The 18883-nt window shown below is 71.7% G+C and carries 17 protein-coding genes; 9 read left to right on the plus strand and 8 right to left on the minus strand.

What is annotated here, in order from left to right:
• The first annotated feature begins 32 nt into the window (after positions 1 to 32).
• The 3 genes from ACZ9QC_RS23080 to ACZ9QC_RS23090 all read left to right on the plus strand — a co-directional run bounded on the left by ACZ9QC_RS23080 (position 33) and on the right by ACZ9QC_RS23090 (position 3533).
• Positions 33 to 782: an SDR family NAD(P)-dependent oxidoreductase gene (locus ACZ9QC_RS23080; protein WP_472914852.1), complete on the plus strand. Its 750-nt coding sequence runs from the start codon at positions 33 to 35 to the stop codon at positions 780 to 782.
• A gap of 154 nt (positions 783 to 936) precedes the next feature.
• Complete coding sequence (locus ACZ9QC_RS23085; protein ID WP_472914853.1) at positions 937 to 2376, plus strand: MFS transporter; 1440 nt, start codon at positions 937 to 939, stop codon at positions 2374 to 2376.
• Entirely contained in the window at positions 2373 to 3533 is a 1161-nt protein-coding gene (locus ACZ9QC_RS23090) for an aminotransferase class I/II-fold pyridoxal phosphate-dependent enzyme (protein ID WP_472914854.1), read from the plus strand. The genes ACZ9QC_RS23085 and ACZ9QC_RS23090 overlap by 4 nt, the downstream gene beginning before the upstream one ends.
• On the opposite strand, the gene ACZ9QC_RS23095 is transcribed toward ACZ9QC_RS23090, so the two are convergent.
• Entirely contained in the window at positions 3511 to 4596 is a 1086-nt protein-coding gene (locus tag ACZ9QC_RS23095) for a bifunctional GNAT family N-acetyltransferase/NUDIX hydrolase (protein WP_472921770.1), read from the minus strand. The genes ACZ9QC_RS23090 and ACZ9QC_RS23095 overlap by 23 nt on opposite strands.
• A gap of 147 nt (positions 4597 to 4743) precedes the next feature.
• Positions 4744 to 5319 (minus strand): TerD family protein, encoded by a 576-nt coding sequence (locus ACZ9QC_RS23100; RefSeq protein WP_256910999.1) that lies wholly within the window; start codon positions 5317 to 5319, stop codon positions 4744 to 4746.
• 226 nt (positions 5320 to 5545) lie between these two features.
• On the opposite strand from ACZ9QC_RS23100, the gene arfB reads away from it, so the two are divergent.
• The gene (gene arfB, locus ACZ9QC_RS23105; protein WP_472914855.1) at positions 5546 to 5983 is read left to right on the plus strand and encodes an alternative ribosome rescue aminoacyl-tRNA hydrolase ArfB; all 438 of its coding nucleotides are present in this window, start codon (positions 5546 to 5548) and stop codon (positions 5981 to 5983) included.
• 15 nt (positions 5984 to 5998) lie between these two features.
• Here the strand turns inward: arfB and ACZ9QC_RS23110 are convergent, their stop codons facing one another.
• Positions 5999 to 6511, minus strand: a complete 513-nt coding sequence (locus tag ACZ9QC_RS23110) for a flavin reductase family protein (protein ID WP_472914856.1) — start codon at positions 6509 to 6511, stop codon at positions 5999 to 6001.
• Between the two features lie 480 nt (positions 6512 to 6991).
• Here ACZ9QC_RS23110 and cdgB point away from each other — a divergent pair, with 480 nt between their 5' ends.
• Complete coding sequence (gene cdgB, locus ACZ9QC_RS23115) at positions 6992 to 8740, plus strand: diguanylate cyclase CdgB (protein WP_472914857.1); 1749 nt, start codon at positions 6992 to 6994, stop codon at positions 8738 to 8740.
• Between the two features lie 212 nt (positions 8741 to 8952).
• Positions 8953 to 9936, plus strand: coding sequence for a CBM35 domain-containing protein (locus ACZ9QC_RS23120; RefSeq protein WP_472914858.1), 984 nt, complete (start codon positions 8953 to 8955; stop codon positions 9934 to 9936).
• Positions 9937 to 9960: 24 nt separating this feature from the next.
• Here ACZ9QC_RS23120 and ACZ9QC_RS23125 read toward each other — a convergent pair whose 3' ends face one another.
• From ACZ9QC_RS23125 to ACZ9QC_RS23135, 3 genes are all read right to left on the minus strand, one after another.
• Positions 9961 to 10887, minus strand: a complete 927-nt coding sequence (locus tag ACZ9QC_RS23125) for a 1-phosphofructokinase (RefSeq protein WP_472914859.1) — start codon at positions 10885 to 10887, stop codon at positions 9961 to 9963.
• A 161-nt stretch (positions 10888 to 11048) separates the two neighbouring features.
• Positions 11049 to 12293, minus strand: coding sequence for an N-acetylglucosamine-6-phosphate deacetylase (gene nagA, locus ACZ9QC_RS23130; protein WP_472914860.1), 1245 nt, complete (start codon positions 12291 to 12293; stop codon positions 11049 to 11051).
• Positions 12293 to 13315: an ROK family protein gene (locus ACZ9QC_RS23135; protein ID WP_472914861.1), complete on the minus strand. Its 1023-nt coding sequence runs from the start codon at positions 13313 to 13315 to the stop codon at positions 12293 to 12295. Before ACZ9QC_RS23135 ends, nagA begins: the two co-directional genes overlap by 1 nt.
• A 207-nt stretch (positions 13316 to 13522) precedes the next feature.
• Here ACZ9QC_RS23135 and ACZ9QC_RS23140 point away from each other — a divergent pair, with 207 nt between their 5' ends.
• The 3 genes from ACZ9QC_RS23140 to otsB all read left to right on the plus strand — a co-directional run bounded on the left by ACZ9QC_RS23140 (position 13523) and on the right by otsB (position 16091).
• Positions 13523 to 14770: an ABC transporter substrate-binding protein gene (locus ACZ9QC_RS23140; protein WP_472914862.1), complete on the plus strand. Its 1248-nt coding sequence runs from the start codon at positions 13523 to 13525 to the stop codon at positions 14768 to 14770.
• A gap of 164 nt (positions 14771 to 14934) precedes the next feature.
• Entirely contained in the window at positions 14935 to 15162 is a 228-nt protein-coding gene (locus tag ACZ9QC_RS23145; RefSeq protein ID WP_184892514.1) for a DUF3263 domain-containing protein, read from the plus strand.
• Positions 15163 to 15179: 17 nt separating this feature from the next.
• Entirely contained in the window at positions 15180 to 16091 is a 912-nt protein-coding gene (gene otsB / locus ACZ9QC_RS23150; RefSeq protein ID WP_472914863.1) for a trehalose-phosphatase, read from the plus strand.
• 92 nt (positions 16092 to 16183) lie between these two features.
• Here otsB and ACZ9QC_RS23155 read toward each other — a convergent pair whose 3' ends face one another.
• Together ACZ9QC_RS23155 and ACZ9QC_RS23160 are read right to left on the minus strand one after the other, a co-directional pair.
• The gene (locus ACZ9QC_RS23155) at positions 16184 to 17593 is read right to left on the minus strand and encodes an alpha,alpha-trehalose-phosphate synthase (UDP-forming) (RefSeq protein WP_472914864.1); all 1410 of its coding nucleotides are present in this window, start codon (positions 17591 to 17593) and stop codon (positions 16184 to 16186) included.
• 261 nt (positions 17594 to 17854) lie between these two features.
• Positions 17855 to 18799 (minus strand): glucosyl-3-phosphoglycerate synthase, encoded by a 945-nt coding sequence (locus ACZ9QC_RS23160; protein WP_472914865.1) that lies wholly within the window; start codon positions 18797 to 18799, stop codon positions 17855 to 17857.
• Positions 18800 to 18883 lie beyond the last annotated feature (84 nt).

Below are 18883 nucleotides of genomic sequence, written 5' to 3' on the forward strand. Positions count from 1 at the left end.
TGTGAGACGAGCGTGTGAGGAGGGACCGAGTCTTGTTCGAGGACAAGGTCGTCGTGGTCACCGGTGCCGCCTCGGGGATAGGGAAGCGGACGGCGGTCGAGTTCGCCCGGCAGGGCGCCACGGTCGTCGTGGCGGACGTCGACGGGACGAACGGACCCGAGGTCGTCGCCAAGCTGACCAGCGACGGGCACCGCGCGGTCTTCGTCCGGGCGGACCTGACCGCCGAGGTGGACTGCGAGCACCTGATCGCCGTCGCCGCGGAGCGGACCGGCCGGGTGGACGTCCTGGTCAACAACGTCGGCATCGAGATATCCACCCCGATCCACGAGATGCCGGTGTCCGAGTGGGACCGGCTGTTCGACACCAATCTGAAGAGCATGTTCCTGTGCTCCAAGTACGCGCTGCGCCCGATGATGGCGGCGGAGAGCGGGGCGATCGTGAACGTCTGCTCGGTCAGCGGGCTGGTGGCCTGGCCCGGTATCGCCGCGTACAACACCACCAAGGGCGGTGTCCTGATGCTGACGAAGTCGCTGGCCGTCGAGTACGCCCGCCACGGCATCCGGGCCAACTGTGTCTGCCCCAGCATCATCGACACCCCCATGACGGACGCGTCCATCGGCCACGACGCCGGCGTCAAGGAGGCGAAGGCGAAGCTGAATCCGGTCGGCCGTCTGGGCACGCCCGAGGACGTCGCGAACGCGATCCTCTTCCTCGCCTCCGACCGGTCGTCCTTCATCACCGGCGCCGCGCTCACCGTGGACGGCGGATACACGGCCGTCTGAGCGGGCCGCGGGAAGCGCCACAGGGAAGCAGATGAGCACGAGCGAGTGAGCCAGAGCGAGTCAGCATCAGCAAGTGAGCAACAGCAAGTGAGCAACAGCGAGTGAGCAACAGCAAGTGAGCAACAGCGCACGTAAGTGGGAAAGGTTGGCTGGAGTGGCGGATCGCTTGGACGGCGGGCAGCGCGCGGCGGGGTTCCCCTTGCTGACGGTCCTCGCACTCATGGCGGGGATCTTCGCCGTCGGCTCGGAGGAGCTGGTGGTGTCCCCGCTGCTCCCGGACATGTCGGAGTCGTTCGACACCTCGGTCGCCGTGATGGGGCTGTCGGTCAGCGTCTACGGCGTCTGTACGGCGATCGGCGCCCTGATCTTCGCCCCGCTCGGGGACCGGGTGTCACGGCGGGTCGGCCTGGTGACCGGGATGACGGTGTTCGTCCTGGGCACGCTGCTGTGCGCGTCCGCCGGTTCCCTGGGCGTGTTCTTCGCCGGGCGGGCGCTGGCCGGTCTGGCCACGGGCGCGTTCGTACCGACCGCGTACGCGTTCGTCGGCGACCAGATCCCGTACCGCCACCGGGCCAGGGCCATGGGCATCGTCGTGTCGAGCTGGTCGCTCTCCCTCGTCCTGGGCGTGCCCACGGGGGACTTCGTCGGGCAGCGGGTCGGCTGGCGGTGGACCTTCGGGCTGCTCTGCGTGCTGGGCGTCCTCGTGATCGGTGTGCTGTTCCGGGCGGGCGGCCGCGCCCACCCCGAGCCCGCCGGCCGACAGGGCACGCCGGACGAGGCCGCGCGGACACCGGACGACGCCGTGGGCACACCGGACGAGGCCGTGGGAGCACCGGCGCGGCAGGGCGACGGCGGCTGGGGCCGCTCGGTCGTCCAGGCCTTCCGAGGGCCGAAGGTGCTGGTGTACGTCCTGGCGACGTTCCTCAACATGCTCGGCTTCTACGGCATGTACACGTACCTCGGCAGCGCGCTGCAGTACCGGTTCGGCGACGAGAGCTCGTCGACCTCACTGATGATCCTGCTGTACGGCCTCGGCTTCGCGACGAGCTTCGTCACCGGGAAGTGGGCCGACGACCTCGGCAAGGAGCGCGTGCTCGTCGGTCTGCTGGCCGGACTGGTCCCGGCGCTGGCCGTGATCCCGCTGGTCGACCATCTCACCCCGCTGCTGGTGCTCTGCCTCTTCCTGTGGGGAGCGATGCAGAGCCTGGTCGTCACCCTGCTGAGCACCCTGCTGAGTGAGTGCTCGCCGGCCCACCGAGGGACCATCCTCGCCTTCTACACCCTCGCGACCAACCTCGCGGTGGCCCTGGGCGCCGCCCTGCTCGGCCCGCTGTTCACCGAGTACGGCTTCTCCGCCGTCGGCTTCGTCTGCGCGGGCATCACGCTCGCCGCCTGCGGCCTGAGCCAGTGGGCGCGCGCTCGCGACACCGGAACCCCCACCGGGACCGACGGGCCCCCGACCGGGACCGACCCCGAGCCCGGAGCCGAGCCCGTCACCGAGGACCGCCGCGTGGCAGTGACCGAGGACCGCCGTGTGGCAGTGACCGAGGACCGCCGTCCGGAAGCGGCCGCCGACCGTGAGGACCGGCCGTGAGGATCGCGTCCGCCCACCGGCTCCGGGACCTGCCCAGGAACTCGTTCGCGACGACCGTGGCCAGGATCGACCGGCTCGTGCGGTCGGGCGAGGACGTCGTCAACCTCTGCCAGGGGAACCCCGATCTGCCCACGCCCCCGCACATCGTCGAGTCGCTGCGCACCGAGGTCCTCGATCCCGCCACCCACCGGTACGGCTCCTTCTCGGGCCTCCTCGAACTCAAGGCCGCCATCGCCCGGTGGTACGCCACGAACCACCGGGTCGAGCTGGACCCGGAGACCGAGGTCGCGATCCTGTTCGGTGCCAAGGCCGGACTGGTGGAGCTGAGCCAGTGCTTCCTGGACCCGGGCGACGTGTGTCTGATGCCGGACCCGGCCTTCCCCGACTACTGGGCCGGTGTCGCCCTCGCCGGGGCCCGGATGCACCCCCTGCCGCTCCGCCGGGAGAACGGCTTCCTGCCCGACTACACGGCCCTCGACCGGGCGACCCGCGAGCGGGCCCGGCTGATGTTCCTCAACTATCCCAACAACCCCGCCTCGGTGACGGCACCGCCGGAGTTCTACGCCGACACGGTCCGGTTCGCGGACCGGCACGGCGTGCTCGTGGCCTCCGACTTCGCCTACGGGGCCCTGAGTTTCGACGGCGAGGCCCCGGTGTCGTTCCTGCGGGCGGACGGGGCGAAGGAAGTGGGCGTCGAGTTCATCTCGCTGTCGAAGATGTACAACATGGCGGGCTGGCGGGTCGGCGCCGTCGTCGGCAACCGCGCCGTCGTCGCCGCGATCGACCTCCTCCAGGAGCACTACTTCGTCTCGCTCCCGCCCTTCATCCAACGCGCGGCGATCACGGCCCTGACCGGCCCCCAGGACTGTGTCCACGAGCTCTCGAAGATCTACGAACGCCGACGCGACGTCTTCGTGTCCGGTGTACGGGACGCGGGCTGGGACCTCGACGTCCCCCGGTCCGTCTTCGCCTGGCTGCCGACACCGGCCGACGAGCCCTCCGTCGCCTTCGCCGACGCGCTGCTCGACCGGGCCGGGGTGGCCGTGTCACCGGGCCGCTGGTTCGGGGAGCACGGCGAGGGATACGTACGGGTGAGTCTGCTGGCCCCGGAGGAACGGCTGCGCGAAGCGGTCGTCAGGCTGGCCCGGTTCCGCTGACGTCGGCCGGTGCCGGCGGAGGGTCCCCTGCGTCGGGGCCCCCGGCGTCGGCGGCCGTCCCGAGCTCCGCCAGCAGCCGGGGCAGTTCCGGTGGCCATACGGGCTCGGCCGCCGGGTCGGCCAGGTCCGCGGGGGTCCACCAGCGCCAGGTCAGGATGCCCTCCTCGGCGCGGGTGGTGGTGAGGAGGCCGCCGGCCGGCTCGCGGCGGGGGCCCCGGGCCACGTAGATGTCGTCGTACTGGCGGACGGGGACGCCGGCGCGGGTGAAGTCGTGTTCCCAGGAGCAGAGGAAGGCGCCCGGCTCCACGTCCGTCCAGCCCGTCTCCTCGCGCAGCTCCCGCAGGGCACCCTGTCGCGGTGACTCGCCCTCCTCCAGACCGCCGCCGGGCAGGGCCCAGTGCGGGCCCGTCTCGTCGTCGACGTACCGGAAGAGGAAGACGGCACCCTCCGGATCGAGTACGGCGATCCGCGCGGCCCGGCGCGATCTGCGCGGCGGCTCGCTCGGCCGTTCGCTTGACGGTTCGCTCAGCGCCTTGCGCAACACCGTGCAGGGGCGCCCCAGTTGGCGGTCCCGGCGGTGTTCGACGAACTCGTAGCCGAGGGAGGTCCAGAAGGACAGGGCGCCGGGGTTGTTGTCGAGCGCCGCCAGCCGGACGGCGGCCCGCCCCGCCCGCCGGAACCGCTCCTCGACGAGGGCCGCCACCTGGCTTCCGTACCCCCGGCGTTGCACCGACGCGTCGACGAGCAGCAACCCGATCCACGGGTCGGGGTCGGCGGGATCGGGGTGCCGCGCGAGGGTGATGGCGACCCCGACGAGCCGCCGGGGAGCCGGGCCGTCCCCGTCCTCCGTGCCCTCCCTCGCGAGCAGGATCTCCACATCCGGGTTGGCCAGCTCGACCGACAGGGCCGCGGCCACCTGTTCGGGACGGATGTCGTTCGCGTCCGGGAAGTCACCGCTCAGGGCGTAGAAGTCGCGGTTGGAGGCGTGCAGGGCGGTGAGTTCGACGAGGAGGGACCCGGGAACGGTTCCGTCCGCGGCCGTACGGAGAGGTTCGAGCAGCAGCATGCCCGCACGTTATCGATCAGGGGACTCCGCCGACTGGCGCGTATGACGCCGAAGGCCCCGCCGTGGTGGCGGGGCCTTCGTGAGGTGCCGTGGTGTCGCGGGGCGTCGGCCCCGGTCGGCCGGCGCTCAGTTCTCAGACGTCACTCAGACGTTGACGCCGAAGTCCTGGGCGATGCCGACGAGACCCGAGGCGTAGCCCTGGCCGACCGCGCGGAACTTCCACTCGGCGCCGTTGCGGTACAGCTCGCCGAAGACCATGGCGGTCTCGGTGGCGGCGTCCTCGGAGAGGTCGTAGCGGGCGATCTCGGCTCCGCCGGCCTGGTTGACGATGCGGATGTAGGCGTTGCGGACCTGGCCGAAGTTCTGCGAGCGGTTCTCCGCGTCGTAGATGGAGACCGGGAAGACGATCTTGTCGATGTCGGCGGGGAGGCCCGCGAGGTTGACGTTGATCGCCTCGTCGTCGCCCGCGCCCTCGCCCGTGCGGTTGTCGCCGGTGTGGACGATCGTCTGGTCCGGGGTCTGCTTGTTGTTGAAGAAGACGAAGTGGCCGTCCGAGTAGACCTTGCCCTGCGGGTTGACCGCGATCGCGGAGGCGTCGAGGTCGAAGTCCGTGCCGGTGGTGGTGCGGACGTCCCAGCCGAGGCCCACGGTGACGGCGGTCAGGCCCGGAGCCTCCTTGGTGAGCGAGACGTTGCCACCCTTGGACAGGCTTACAGCCATGGTTGGGAGTCCTTCCCTCGTTGCGTACGTGCCTTACGGGCTTCGTGCCGGGGACGAAGCTACCTGTACCCCTATGAACGTCGGGAGGGGCGCCAGAGGTTCCAGCGGTTTTTACTTTCTTTACCCGAGGAACCCGAGGAACCGGAGGAACCAGAGGCACCCGTGCAGCCCGGGGGATCCGGGTGCGGTGAAAAGGGCGTGACGTGGACCGGACATCCGCGCGACCATGGGGGGCATGTCCGGTCCTTACGTCATCCGTGGCTCCGTCTCGCTTCCCGAGGCCGAGCTCATGTGGCGTTTCTCCCGCTCCTCCGGTCCCGGCGGACAGCACGTCAACACCAGTGACTCGCAGGTCGAGCTGCGGTTCGACCTCGCGAACACCGAGGCGCTGCCCGAGGTGTGGAAGGCGCGGGCGCTGGAGCGGCTCGCGTCGCGGCTCGTCGACGGGGTGGTCAGTGTCCGCTCCTCCGAGCACCGTTCGCAGTGGCGCAACCGGGAGACCGCCGCCGTACGGCTGGCCGCGCTGCTCGCGGAGGCGACGGCGCCGCCGCCCAAGCCGCGCCGGGCCACCCGTATCCCGCGCGGGATCAACGAGCGTCGGCTGCGGGAGAAGAAGCAGCGCTCGGACACGAAGCGGGGCCGGTCGGGGCGGGACTGGGGCTGAGGGCCGGGGCCCGGCCTACTGGGACAGTTGCCGGTAGCGGCCGCGGAAGTAGGTGAGGGGGCCTGTGTCCGGGCCCGGGAGGGTCGCGGCCAGGACTCTGCCGATGACCAGGGTGTGATCGCCCGCGGTCACGCGCTGTTCCGTGTGGCACTCCAGGGTGGCCAGGGCGCCGTCGATCAGGGGCGCGCCGGTGGCCTCGCCCCGGGTGTGGGGGACCGAGTCGAAGAGGAGGCGGTCGCTCACGCGGTTTCGCATGGCGAAGCGTGCCGCGACGGTGTGCTGGTGGTCGGAGAGGACGGAGACCGCCCACCGGGGCTGCTCGGCGAGGAGGTCGTCCATGCGGGAGCCCTCGCGCAGGCTCACCATGACGAGGGGCGGGTCGAGGGAGACGGACATGAACGAGGTGGCCGTCATGCCCACGTCCTCGCCGCGCGGCCCGTCCGGATCCAGCGCCGCCTCGTGCGCGGTCACCAGGACCACACCCGCCGCCAGTCGGGACATCGCGGCACGGAACTCGTCTTCGCTCACCCCCTCAGCATGCCCGCCGGGGAGGGAACCGGGGGCGGCCGGGGTGCGCTGGGCCACGGGCGCGTTTGCGAGAGGAACTGTCTTCGACACGCTCGCACGCTAGTCCGCGGCGAGGGGCTCCCACATCGGGCCGGGGCCCCACCCCGCCCCGGACCTGCGACCTAGGGCGGCCGCCTGAGCCGGGCGGTCAAGGTCGCTCACAGCGCCTACACAGAGTTCTGAATCCTGTTCAGGAAGCGCATGCGGGAAACGCATAAACTCCACTCAATTGCTCATGTTCCGCTGTGACTTGAGTCACAGGGGCCATATTTTGTTGACCCTGTGTACCGAGTGGGCTTCGCGCTGTGATTCAGTGGCGGGAAGCTGGAACCTGTAAGCGGGAACTGTAAGCGGCTGTAAGCCCGCGAGTTAAGCACGTCGAGCAGGTTCCGCAGGTTACCTGGAGCCTGGAGCTGCCACGAGATCTCGGGGGGAGGGCGAATGGAGACCGAGTCGGAGCCCTACGTCCGTCTGACGACGCTGCGGCAGCTGCACCAGGTGATGGCGGACATGAACACCGCGCGCAGTCTGGCCGACACGCTGCAGACCGTCGCCGACGGTGTGGTCAACGGCCTGGGCTACGAACTGGCCTGCGTGAACCTCGTCCGCCCCGACGGCGACCTGGTCGTCGCCGCCCTCTCCGGCAACAGCGCCGCCGAGGCCCTGATCACCGGCCGCGTCGGCTCCCGCGCCTCCTGGGACCGTCGGCTGAACATGGGCGAGGCCTGGGGCGACCTGCGGTTCATACCGCACACCGAGGGCTGGGTGCTCGACGAGGACGACGTCCCCCAGTGGTACACCGACGGCCCCGCGCCCCGCTTCGAGGACGAGTGGCACCCCTCCGACCGGCTCTTCGCGCCGATGTACACCCCGGGCGCCAGTGGCGCCTCCTGCGGCGAGCTGCTCGGCGTCCTGTCCGTGGACCGGCCGCGAAACGGTCGCCGACCGGGCGCGTGGGGACGCGAAGCGCTCCAGATGTACGCCTTCCAGGCCGCCATCGCGATCAGTAACGCTCGGCTGCGCGCCAACATGCAGCGCGCACTGGTCAGGCTCGAAAGGGAGCAGCAGGCGCTGCGCGCCAGCGAGGAATCCTTCCGGCAGGCGTTCGAGTACGCCCCGAGCGGTATGGCCATCGCGGAGATGGGCGGCGACCAGCACGGCCGGATCCTGCGGACCAACGACGCCCTGTGCCGACTGCTGGGCCGGCCCGCCTCCGCCATGCGGCGGTACGCCTTCTCCGACCTCGTCCACCCCGAGGACATAGGCACCCTGCTGCGGACCTCCGCCGAGGGCGGGCGCGCCGAGCTGCGCCTCGGGCGCCGCGACGGGACGTACGTGTGGGTCTCCCTGCGCAACAGCGTGGTCGCGGACGCCGCCGACGGGCCCCGTTTCCTGCTCACCCACGTCGAGGACATCGAGGAGCGCAAGCGGCGTGAGCTCCAGCTCGCGCACCGGGCCTCGCACGACGCCCTCACGGGCCTGCCGAACTCCGCCGAGCTGCGCTCGCGCCTCTCCGCCCGTCTCTGCCAGCGCCCCCAGTCCCTCCCGGCCGGCGCGGCGGCCGACTCCATGAACGCGGCCTTCGGACAGTTCGGCGAGCAGGGCGAGGGGGGCGAGTTCGGGGAGTACGGCGCCGAGCACGCGGCGCGGCTGCCGCACCCGTCGTTCGACGCGTACGAGGCCGCCGGGCACAGCGGGCGCGCCTTCGACTTCCACGCGGCCGGCGGGACGTACGACGCCTTCGACCACCATGTGCACACCGTCGCGCCCGAGGACGAGCGGGACGACGGGACCAAGGGGCTCGCGGTGCTCTTCTGCGACCTCGACGGGTTCAAGTCGATCAACGACCGGTTCGGGCACAACGCCGGCGACGCCGTCCTCATCGAGGTGGCCCGGCGGCTCAGCCGGGGTGTGCGCGACGGCGACACCGTGGCCCGGCTCGGCGGTGACGAGTTCGTCGTCCTGGCCGACGGGCTCGGCCGCGCGGACGCCCAGGACCTCGCCGTACGCCTGCGCAACGAGATCATTCAGCCGATTCGCGTCGACGGCCGCGCGATGCGCGTCGGGGCCAGTTTCGGCATCGGATGGGCCCACTGCGGAATGACGGCGGACGAGGTGTTGAAATCAGCTGACGAGCGGATGTACGTCGAGAAACGATCTCGTCCCAGACAGCACAGGCGGGCCGGATAGCGCCCGGTGTGACAGCGGAGACACCGGGGCGGATGCCCAGGTCAGCGCCCGATGGCGGCTGAAAAGCGCCTGGTCGGCGCTGGGCCGCCCGGGTGATGAGGTCCGAGTCACCCGTTTGGACCAGCGCGAGCGGGTAGGCTCGCTGTCCTACGCCCCCACGCACCAACCCGCCACCCGTACCGCATGTACCGCACCGCTGAGGAGACCTAGGGATGACGCCCGGCAACAACGGCGCGAGCACGCCCGAGGACGACGACCCGTTCGGCTACCTCTACGCCGACGGGCAGGCCCGAGGAGCCCAGCCGCCCACGGGGAGCTATGGCTACCCGAACGCGGTCAACCGGGTCCGACCGGTCGGCGAGCGGCAGTACGGGCAGCAGACCCAGCAGGCGCCGCTGGCCGCCACCGCGCAGTACGGGCAGGTCCCGCAGCAGGGTTACGGCCAGCCGCAGGGCGCCCCCGGCCAGCCGAACGCGCACTACCAGGCCCCCGAGAGCTTCTCCGGCGGCGCCCAGACGACGCGTCAGCAGGCGCACGGCAACGGCGGGGGCGGCGGCCGGGGCCGTGGTCCCAACACCAAGGGCCTCCTCATCGGCGCGATCGCCGTGGTGGCCGCCGTGGTGATCGGCATCAGCGTCGCCATGCTCGGCGGCGACGACTCCGACGGCGCCTCGGGCAACGACACCGGTGCCTCCACCGGCCCCAGCACCCAGGAGAGCGCCGACCCCAGCCCGTCGGCCAGCAAGTCCAAGAAGGCCGAGGCCGCGGAACTCCCCAAGGCCGAGGCCAAGACCCTCCTCCTCGGCGGCAACGCGGCCATCGCCTCCGACGTCCCCGGCGCGAAGTCGGAGGGCGGGTTCTATGTGGGGAACTTCAACTCGGTCGGCTCGTCCATCACCTGGAAGGTGGAGGACGTCCCGGCGGGCGGCAAGTACACGCTCTACGTCAACTACGGCGTCCCGGGCAAGAAGGCCGACGCCACGCTCACGGTCAACGGCACGGCCCAGACCCGCCCGCTCAACCTGGACAACTTCGCCAAGGGCCCCGAGGGCGACTACGAGAAGGGCTGGACGAACACCTACGCGTCCATCCAGCTCAACAAGGGCAGCAACGAAATCAAGATCTCCTGCGAGAACGGCAACTCCTGCGACGTCAACTTCGACCAGCTGTACCTGGAAAAGGGCTGGAGGAGCTGAGGCCCGCTCGCAGGAGCCGATGCCTCACGCCGCCGTGACATCCCCCGTCACCGTCACCTGGTCCACCAACTCCTCGTACGCCTGACGGTCGAACTCGCCCGCCACCGGGGTCAGTACGGTCGCGGCCGACAGGGCCGCCGCGCGGGCCAGCCGGTCGGGCCAGGACAGGCGGTCGACCAGGCCGGACAGAAGGCCCGCCACCGCCGAGTCGCCCGCCCCGGTCGGGTTGCCGCGCAGACGGCGGGGCGCGGTGGCACGCCAGAGGCCCTCAGGGGTGTGGGCGAGCAGACCGTCGGGGCCGAGGGAGGCGACGACCGCCTGCGCGCCGCGGCGGCGGGCGTCCCGGGTCGCGCGGGACGGCTCGTGGGAGCCGGTGAGTTCGGCCAGTTCGTCGGTGTTCGGCTTCACCAGGTCGGGGCGGGCCGCCACCCCGCGCCGCAACGGCTCGCCGCTGGTGTCCAGCAGGACCGGCACGGACAGCGCGCGAGCCGTACGGACCAGACCCGCGTACGCCCCCACCGGCACCCCCGGCGGCAGACTGCCGCACAGGGCCACCACCGAGGCGGAGCGCAGCAGACCGACGTACGCCTCCTGGAAGGCGGACCACTCGGCGGGCGAGACGAGCGGGCCCGGTTCGTTGAGCTGAGTCGTGTCACCGCTCGCGTCGGCCACGGCGATCGTCCGGCGCGTCGCACCCTCCACCGGTACCAGCGCGTCCACCACGCCCGGTGTGTGCGTGAGCCGGTCCTGTACGGCCCGGCCGGTCGCGCCGCCGACGAAACCGGTGACGGTCACCTCGTGGCCGAGCGCCGCCAGCACCCGGGCCACGTTCAGGCCCTTGCCGCCGGGCCGTTCGATGACATCGGTCACCCGGTGCGTGGCGTGGGGCCTGAGGTCCCGTACGCGGTAGGTGAGGTCGAGAGCGGTGTTCAGTGTGACCGTGAGGATCACCTGGGCCTACCCCCTTGGTGCTCGTGAGCGCGCCTGCGAGTAACAGAGTGCGCGCGCCCGGACGCGGTTGCGGAGGCTCGATCATGCCAAAAGAGCGGCGGTCGTCCCAGCCCCCCGGGACAACCGCCGCACTTCGCTCCTGATGCCAACAACCAGGCGAATCACCCCAGTTGGGGATCGACCACCCACTCGCCCTTGCGCAGGACCCCCTTGAGGTCGAAGTGCGCGTCGAGGAGGACGAGGTCGGCGTCCTTGCCGGGGTCCAGGGAGCCCACGCGGTCGTAGAGGCCGAGGAGTTTCGCCGGGTTGGAGCAGAGGGCGGCGACGGCGTCCTCGACGGGGAGGCGGTCGAGGGTGACGGCCCGTTTGAAGGCGCGGTCCAGGGTGAGGGTCGAGCCCGCGATCGAGCCGCCCTCCACCAGGCGGGCCACCCCGTCCACGACCTCGACCGCCAGCGGGCCCAGCGTGTAGCGGCCGTCGCCGAAGCCGGCGGCGTCCATCGCGTCGGTGATGAACGCGACCCGGTCCGCCCCCGCGTGACGGAACGCCAGCTGGAGGGCGGCGGGGTGCAGATGGGTGCCGTCGTTGATCAGCTCCACGGTGATCCGCTCGTCCTCCAGGAGCGCGGCGATCGGACCGGGGTCGCGGTGGCCGAGCGGTGGCATCGCGTTGAAGAGGTGGGTGGCCACGGTCGCGCCCGCGTCGATGGCTTGAACCGTCTGTTCGTACGTCGCGTCGGTGTGTCCGATCGCCGCGATGACGCCGTGTTCGGCGAGGAGCCGTACGGAGTCGAGGCCGCCGGGGAGTTCGGTGGCGAGGGTGACCATCGCGGCCCGGCCGCGCGCCGCGTCGATCAGCTTGCGGACCTCCGCCGGGTCGGGGTCGCGCAGGAGTTCCTCCGAGTGGGCGCCCTTGCGGCAGGGGGAGATGAAGGGGCCCTCGAAGTGGATGCCGGCGATGTCGCCCTGTTCGGCGAGTTCGGAGAGGAGGCCGGCGCGGTGGGCGAGGCCGTCCATGTCGCTGGTGACCGTGGAGGCGACGAGGGTGGTGGTGCCGTGCAGGCGGTGGGTGCGGATGCCCGTGAGCACGTCGTCGACGGTGCCGGAGGTGAAGGAGGCTCCGCCGCCGCCGTGGTTGTGGAGGTCGACGAAGCCGGGGACCAGCCAGTGGTTGCTTACGTCGATGGTGTGGGCGTTCGCGGGGATGTCGGCGGTGATCTTGGTGCCGTGGATGGTGAGACGGCCGTTTGTGACGACGCCGGTGGGGAGGGCGACGTGGGCGCCTTCCAGGACGAAGGGCTGGGAAGGGTTCGGCGGCTGCGGCTGGGTGGGGGCTGGTCGCGCAGTTCCCCGCGCCCCTGACGGGGCGCTGGTGTCGGACCCTTGGTCGGAAAATGCGGGGGCCATCAGGGGGTTACCTCCGAAGGGTCCGTCGGGGTTGTGGGGGTCGTGGGGGCGATCAGGTCCCAGGCCATCAGGCCGGCGCCCAGGCTGCCCGCGGTGTCGCCCAGGGCCGCGGGGACGATGGCGGGGACCTTCTGGAAGGTCACCCGGTGTTCCACGGCGGTGCGGAGCGGGTCGAACAGGGTGTCACCGGCCTCCGCCAGGCCGCCGCCGATGATGAGGGTGCGGGGGTCGAGGAGGGTGAGGGCGGTGACGAGGCCGTCGGCGAGGGCGTCGACGGCGTGCTGCCAGACGGCGCTCGCGCGCGGGTCGCCCGACTCGACGGCCTTGGCGCAGTCCGCCGCGTCGGCCTCGGGTTCCCCGCACGTCTCCGCCCAGGCCTGGCTGACGGCCGCCGCCGAGGCGTACCGCTCCAGACAGCCGTACTGCCCGCAGGGGCACGGGATGCCCCCGGGCCGTACGACGATGTGGCCGATCTCGCCCGCGAAGCCGTGGGCGCCCGCCTCCACCCGGCCGTCGACGCCGATCGCGCCGGCGATCCCGGTGCCGAGCGCCACGAAGAGATAGCGGTCCGCGCCCCGGCCCGCGCCCACGCGCCCCTCCGCGAGCCCTCCGGTGCGCACGTCGTGGCCGAGGGCGACCGGGACGCCGCCGAGGCGTTCGGCGAGGAGCGCGCGCAGCGGGACGTCGCGCCAGCCGAGGTTGGCGGCGTAGACGGCTATGCCCCGCTCGGCGTCGACGATGCCGGGCACGGCGACGCCGGCGGCGAGCGCGGGCTCGCCGAAGTGCCGTTCGCCGTACGCGCGCAGCTCGGCGGCGAAGTCGAGGATCGACGCGACGACGGCCTCCGGCCCGCGCTCGCGGCCGGTCGCCCGGCGTGCCTGGTGCAGCAGGACGGGGGCCCCGGGGGATGTGCCCCCGGAGGCCGCGCCGTCGGCCCCGACCAGAGCGGCCTTCATCCCGGTGCCGCCCACGTCGAGGGCGATGACATGTCTCACGGAGGACAGTGTGGCCCTTGGACCCATGAGAGGTCTAGTCCACTCACGTGGTCTAGACCTCATGAGAGGAGTGGTGTAGACCTTATGGAGGGTTCGGGAAGTTGAGTGATCAACGGCCTTGAGCGGAGAGCCGGTGACTCAGGCTGGTTCACGCGGGGCACGTGCGACGGGTTTGGGGCAGGACAAGTGCGAGAGCGGCAGAGGCGGACGAAGACCGGCGTCAGGAACAGCGGGATGGCGGCACTGACCGCGCTGGGGCTGATGGCGACGCTTGCGGGCTGCGGCGCCTCGGCGGCCGACGGCCCCGGCGTCACCCTGAAGCTGGTCGCCGCCGATTACGGCGACTCCAAGGCCAACAGCTCCCGGAAGTACTGGGACGCGGTCGTGAAGGCGTACGAGAAGAAGACCCCGGGCGTCACGGTCGACGTCACCGTGTACTCCTGGAACGACGTCGACCGCAAGGTCAAGGAGATGGTCGCCGCCGGTGAGGCGCCCGACATGGCGCAGGCGGGCACCTACGCGGACTACGCCGCCGCCGACCGGCTCTACGAGGTGGACGACCTGCTCTCCATCCCCGTCCAGGCCGGGTTCGTCCCCCAGCTCGCCGGCGCGGGCAAGGTGCGGCGCGTCGCCTACGGGATGCCGTTCGCCGCGTCCACCCGCGTCCTCTTCTACAACAAGAAGCTCTTCGCCGAGGCGGGCCTCGACGGAGCCCCGCGCAACTGGAGCGAGCTGGCGGCCGACGCCGAGGTCCTCGACGATGCCGGGGTCAAGACCCCCTACGCGCTGCCGCTCGGGCCCGAGGAGGCACAGGCCGAGACCATGCAGTGGCTGCTCAGCGGCGGGGCGGGCTATGTCGACACCGTCGGCAGCTACCGCCTCGACTCCGAGGAGAACGTCCGGACCTTCACCTGGCTGAAGGAGAAGCTGGTCGACCAGGGGCTCACCGGGCCCACGGCGCCGGCGGAGCTGAACCGGGCCGACGCGTTCGCGGCGTTCGCGCGGGGGGAGGTCGGCATGCTCAACGGGCACCCCAGTCTGATGCGGATGGCCGCGGACGAGGGGGTCGACTACGGGACGGCCGCCATGCCCGGGTACGGCGGGGGGCGGCACGCCACCATGGGGGTGGCCGACTGGATGATGGCCTTCAAGAAGAACGGCCACGGGGAGGAGATCGGGCACTTCCTCGACTTCGTCTACAGCGACGAGAACGTCCTCGACTTCTCCCGGGAGTACGACCTGCTGCCGGTGACCGTGTCCGCGTCCGAGAAGATGGCGGCGGACAAGGACGAGGCGGACCTCCGGCCGTTCCTCGACGCGCTGCCGGACGCGGTGCTGCCGCCCGTGGGCAAGACGTCCTGGGCGGATGTCAGCGCGGCGGTCAAGGAGCAGATCGGGCGAGCGGTGCGGCCGGGGGTTGAGCCGGGGGGTGTGCTGGAGCAGTTGCAGCAGACGGCGGCGGTTGTGGATCGGGAGGATTAGAGCGCGTACGGGGGTGGGGGGTTGCGAAAGCCAAGGGGCGCAGCCCCTGCCTTTCAGGGGCGCGGGGAACTGCGCGAGCAACCACGAACCACCCGCACCCGCCGACGAACCCGCACCCCCGAGCTGTCACGCGCCCTGTCACCCCCCTCCGCTACGGTCGTGGCATGGACGCGCTCGAACCCCGTGAACAGGCCATCCTCGCCGTGGAACGGCAGTCGTGGGCGGGGCCGGGGGCCAAGGAGCGGGCCATAAGGGAGCGGCTCGGGATCGCCCCCGTGCGGTACTACCAGCTCCTCAACGCCCTGCTCGACGACCCCCGCGCCCTCGCCCACGACCCGGTCACCGTCAACCGGCTGCGAAGGGTGCGGGAGGCCCGCCGCGAGGAAAGATGACGGATAGGGTCGAAGCCATGGGCAGCCACAAGGACGCAGGGAACGCAGGAAGCGCCGAGAACGCAGAGAACGCAGAGAACACGGGTTCAGCGAACTCCGGGGCCACCTTGCCGACACCCGTGACCCCCGCCGGGCGGGACGCGCTGGACGCGATCCTGCGACGACCCGGCCGTACGGTGATCGCGCTCGACTTCGACGGCACCCTCGCCCCCATCGTCCCCGACCCCGAACAGGCCCGCGCCCACCCCGACGCCGTGGCCGCGCTCGCCGCACTCGCCCCCAAGGTCGCCTCCGTCGCCGTGGTGACCGGTCGCCCCGCCGCCGTCGCCGTCCGCCACGGCGGATTCGCCGGTGTCCCCGGCCTGGAACACCTCGTCGTCCTCGGCCACTACGGCGCCGAACGCTGGGACGCCGTCACCGGCACCGTCAGCGCCCCCGCCCCGCACCCCGGTGTCGCCGCGGTCCGCGCGGAACTCCCCGGGCTGCTGGACGGCGTCGGCGCGTGGCAGGGCACCTGGATCGAGGAGAAGGGCCGCGCGGTCGCCGTACACACGCGCCGCGCCACCGACCCGCAGGCCGCCTTCGAAGCCCTCCGCGCCCCGCTGGCCGACCTCGCCGGCCGGCACGGCCTCATCGTCGAACCCGGCCGCATGGTCCTCGAACTGCGCCCCCCGGGCATGGACAAGGGCGTCGCCCTCCACGACTACCTCAAGGAGACCGCCGCCGAGTCCGTCCTCTACGCCGGCGACGACCTCGGCGACCTCCCCGCCTTCGCCACCGTCGAGAAACTCCGCACCGAGGGCACGCCGGGCCTGCTGGTGTGCAGCGGCAGCGCGGAGGTGAGCGAGTTGTCGGAGCGCGCGGACCTGGTGGTGGACGGCCCGGCGGGGGTCGTGGCCCTGCTGGCAACGATCGCCGAGCACGTGTAGCGACAGGCGGACCCGGTGCTTTTCAGGCGCGGGGAACTGCGCGAGAAGCCCCACCGGACCCGCACTCGCCGACGAACCCGCCCCCCGAGCTATCAGGCGCCCTCCAACGCCTCCAACTGATCCAGGAACCACCGCGTCGGCGGCAACGCGGTCGCCGCCGCGACGAGCCGCTTCGTCCGCTCCGCCCGCTCCGCCGCCGACTGACGCAACGCCTCGTGCAGGGCGGCGGCCGTGCCCACCACGTCGTAGGGGTTCACCACCAGCGCGTCGTCCCCCAGCTCCTCGTACGCCCCGGCCTCCCGCGACAGCACGAGCGCGCACCCCTCGTCGGAGACGACCGGCACCTCCTTGGCGACGAGGTTCATGCCGTCCCGGATGGGGTTCACCAGGGCCACGTCGGCGAGCCGGTACGCCGCGAGGGAGCGCGCGAAGTCGTCCTTCAGATGGAGGACGACCGGGGTCCAGTCCGGCGTCCCGTACCGCTCGTTGATGTCGTCCGCGACCCGCTGGACCTCGCTCATGTAGTCCCGGTACACCGCGAGGTCCTGCCGCGACGGGTAGGCGAGGGCGATGTGCACGACGCGCTCGCGCCACTCCGGCCACTCGTCGAGAAGCTGCCGGAAGGCGTGCAGGCCGCGCACGATGTTCTTGGAGAGTTCCGTACGGTCGACGCGGACGATCGTGCGGCGCGGGGAGCCGTCGGGGGCCGTACCGATCTGCTCCCGCAGCGTGGCCATGCGGTCGTCGACGTCCGCCTGGTGGGCGCGGGCCCGCAGGAAGTCCGCGTCGGCGCCCAGGCCGTGCACGCCGATCCGGGTGCCGGACGGGGCGTCGGGGCCGAGGACGGCGCGAGCACAGTCGGTGAACGCGTCCGCCCACCGCCGGGTGAGGAACGCGGCCCGGTCGGCGCCGAGGATGCCGTCGAGCACCTGGGCGGCGATGTCGTCGGGCAGCAGCCGGAAGTACTCGACGGGCGCCCACGGGGTGTGGGAGAAGTGGCCGATCCGCAGATCGGGGCGGAGCTCGCGGAGCATCCGGGGGACCAGGGTCAGGTGGTAGTCCTGCACGAGCACGGACGCGCCGTCCGCCGCCTCCTGGGCCAGCGCCTCGGCGAAGGCGCGGTTGTACGTCTCGTACGACGCCCACTGGCGCCGGAACTCCGCGTCGAAGGACGGCTCCAGCGGGGTCTGGTACAGCATGTGGTGCACGAACCACAGCGTGGAGTTGGCGACGCCGTTGTACGCGTCGTGGTGCACGTCGGCGGAGATGTCGAGCATGCGGACGCCGGGCTCGCCGACACCGCGGCGTACGGCCTCGCGGTCGCCGTCGCCGAGGGCGGAGCACACCCAGACGGCGCCCGCGTCCGGGTCGATCGCGGAGAGGCCCGAGACGAGACCGCCGCCGCCGCGCTTCGCTGTGAGGGCGCCGGATTCGTCCTCGGTGTACGTGATGGGGCCGCGGTTGGAGGCGACGAGGATCCGCGCGCTGTGCGTCGATGCCATAGGGCTCAACCTAGCCCCTGGGTTCGCCGGTCAAACGTACGGTTCGGCCGTCTACGGGGTGCCTATGGGGCAGGGGGTGCGTGTTGCGTGGGCGGCTGCGGGTGAGTGGGGGCTGGTCGCGCAGTTCCCCGCGCCCCTGAAAAGCAGGGGCTGCGCCCCGTGCTTTTCATCTTTTAGGGGCGCGGGGAACTGCGCGAGAAGCCCCACTTACCCGCACCCGGCGACGAAAGACGTGCCCCCCACCCCCTACGCCGCCTACGCCTACGCCGCCCTGCGCTCCGCGTACTCCTCGATCTCCCCCATCGGCGGCCGTTCCTCCAGGTCCACCGAATACGTGCGCGGCTCAAAACCTTCCCGGCCCCGTTCGAACTGCGTCAGGACGGGACGGATCAGGTGGCCCCGGGCCAGCCGCAGCTGAGCCGTGCGGTAGATCGCCGCCGACATGCGGCCCAGCGCCGCCCCGTCCTGGTGCCGGTGTTTGCGGACGCCCACGTCGACCTGCGCGAGCGCGTCCAGGCCGACCAGGTGCAGCGCGTCGACCAGCATGCCCAGCTCGATGCCGTAGCCCACCGGGAACGGCAGCCGTTCGAGGAGGGAGCGCCGCGCCGCGTACTCGCCGCCGAGCGGCTGGACGAAGCCGGCCAGCTGCGGCCAGTGCATGTTGAGCAGGGGGCGGGCCATGAGTTCCGTCACACGCCCGCCCTGGCCGGCGGCCGAGCCCAGGGGGCGGTCGTACATCGCCTTGACGAGGTCGACACCGGGGTCGGTGAGCAGGGGGCCGACGATCCCGGAGACGAAGTCCGACGAGAACTCCTTGAGGTCTGCGTCGATGAAGCAGACGATGTCGCCGGAGGTCACCATCAGCGACCGCCACAGGACCTCACCCTTGCCGGGCACGGCCGGGAGGCGGGGCAGGATGTCGTCGCGGTGGACGACCGTGGCCCCGGCGGCTGCCGCGACCTGCGACGTCCGGTCGGTCGAGCCGGAGTCGACGACCACGATCTCGTCGACGAGCGGGACCTGCCGCATGAGGTCGTGACGGATGATCGCGACGATGTCGCCGACCGTCTCCTCCTCGTTCAGCGCGGGCAGGACGACGCTGACGGTCTGTCCCGTGGCGCGTTTCGCGGCCATGATGCGGTGGAGCGGGCGGTCGGACATGGACCAGGAGCGGGTACTCAGCCAGCGCTCGACTTCCTTCAGCACAGTGCGCGGCTCCTCTGCGTTCATCTCGCGGTTCGGACGGCTCTCTCAACTGTCCTGGCCTTCGGTTACAGTCTTGGACAACGC

The organism is Streptomyces sp. HUAS MS02 (genome assembly GCF_055702265.1).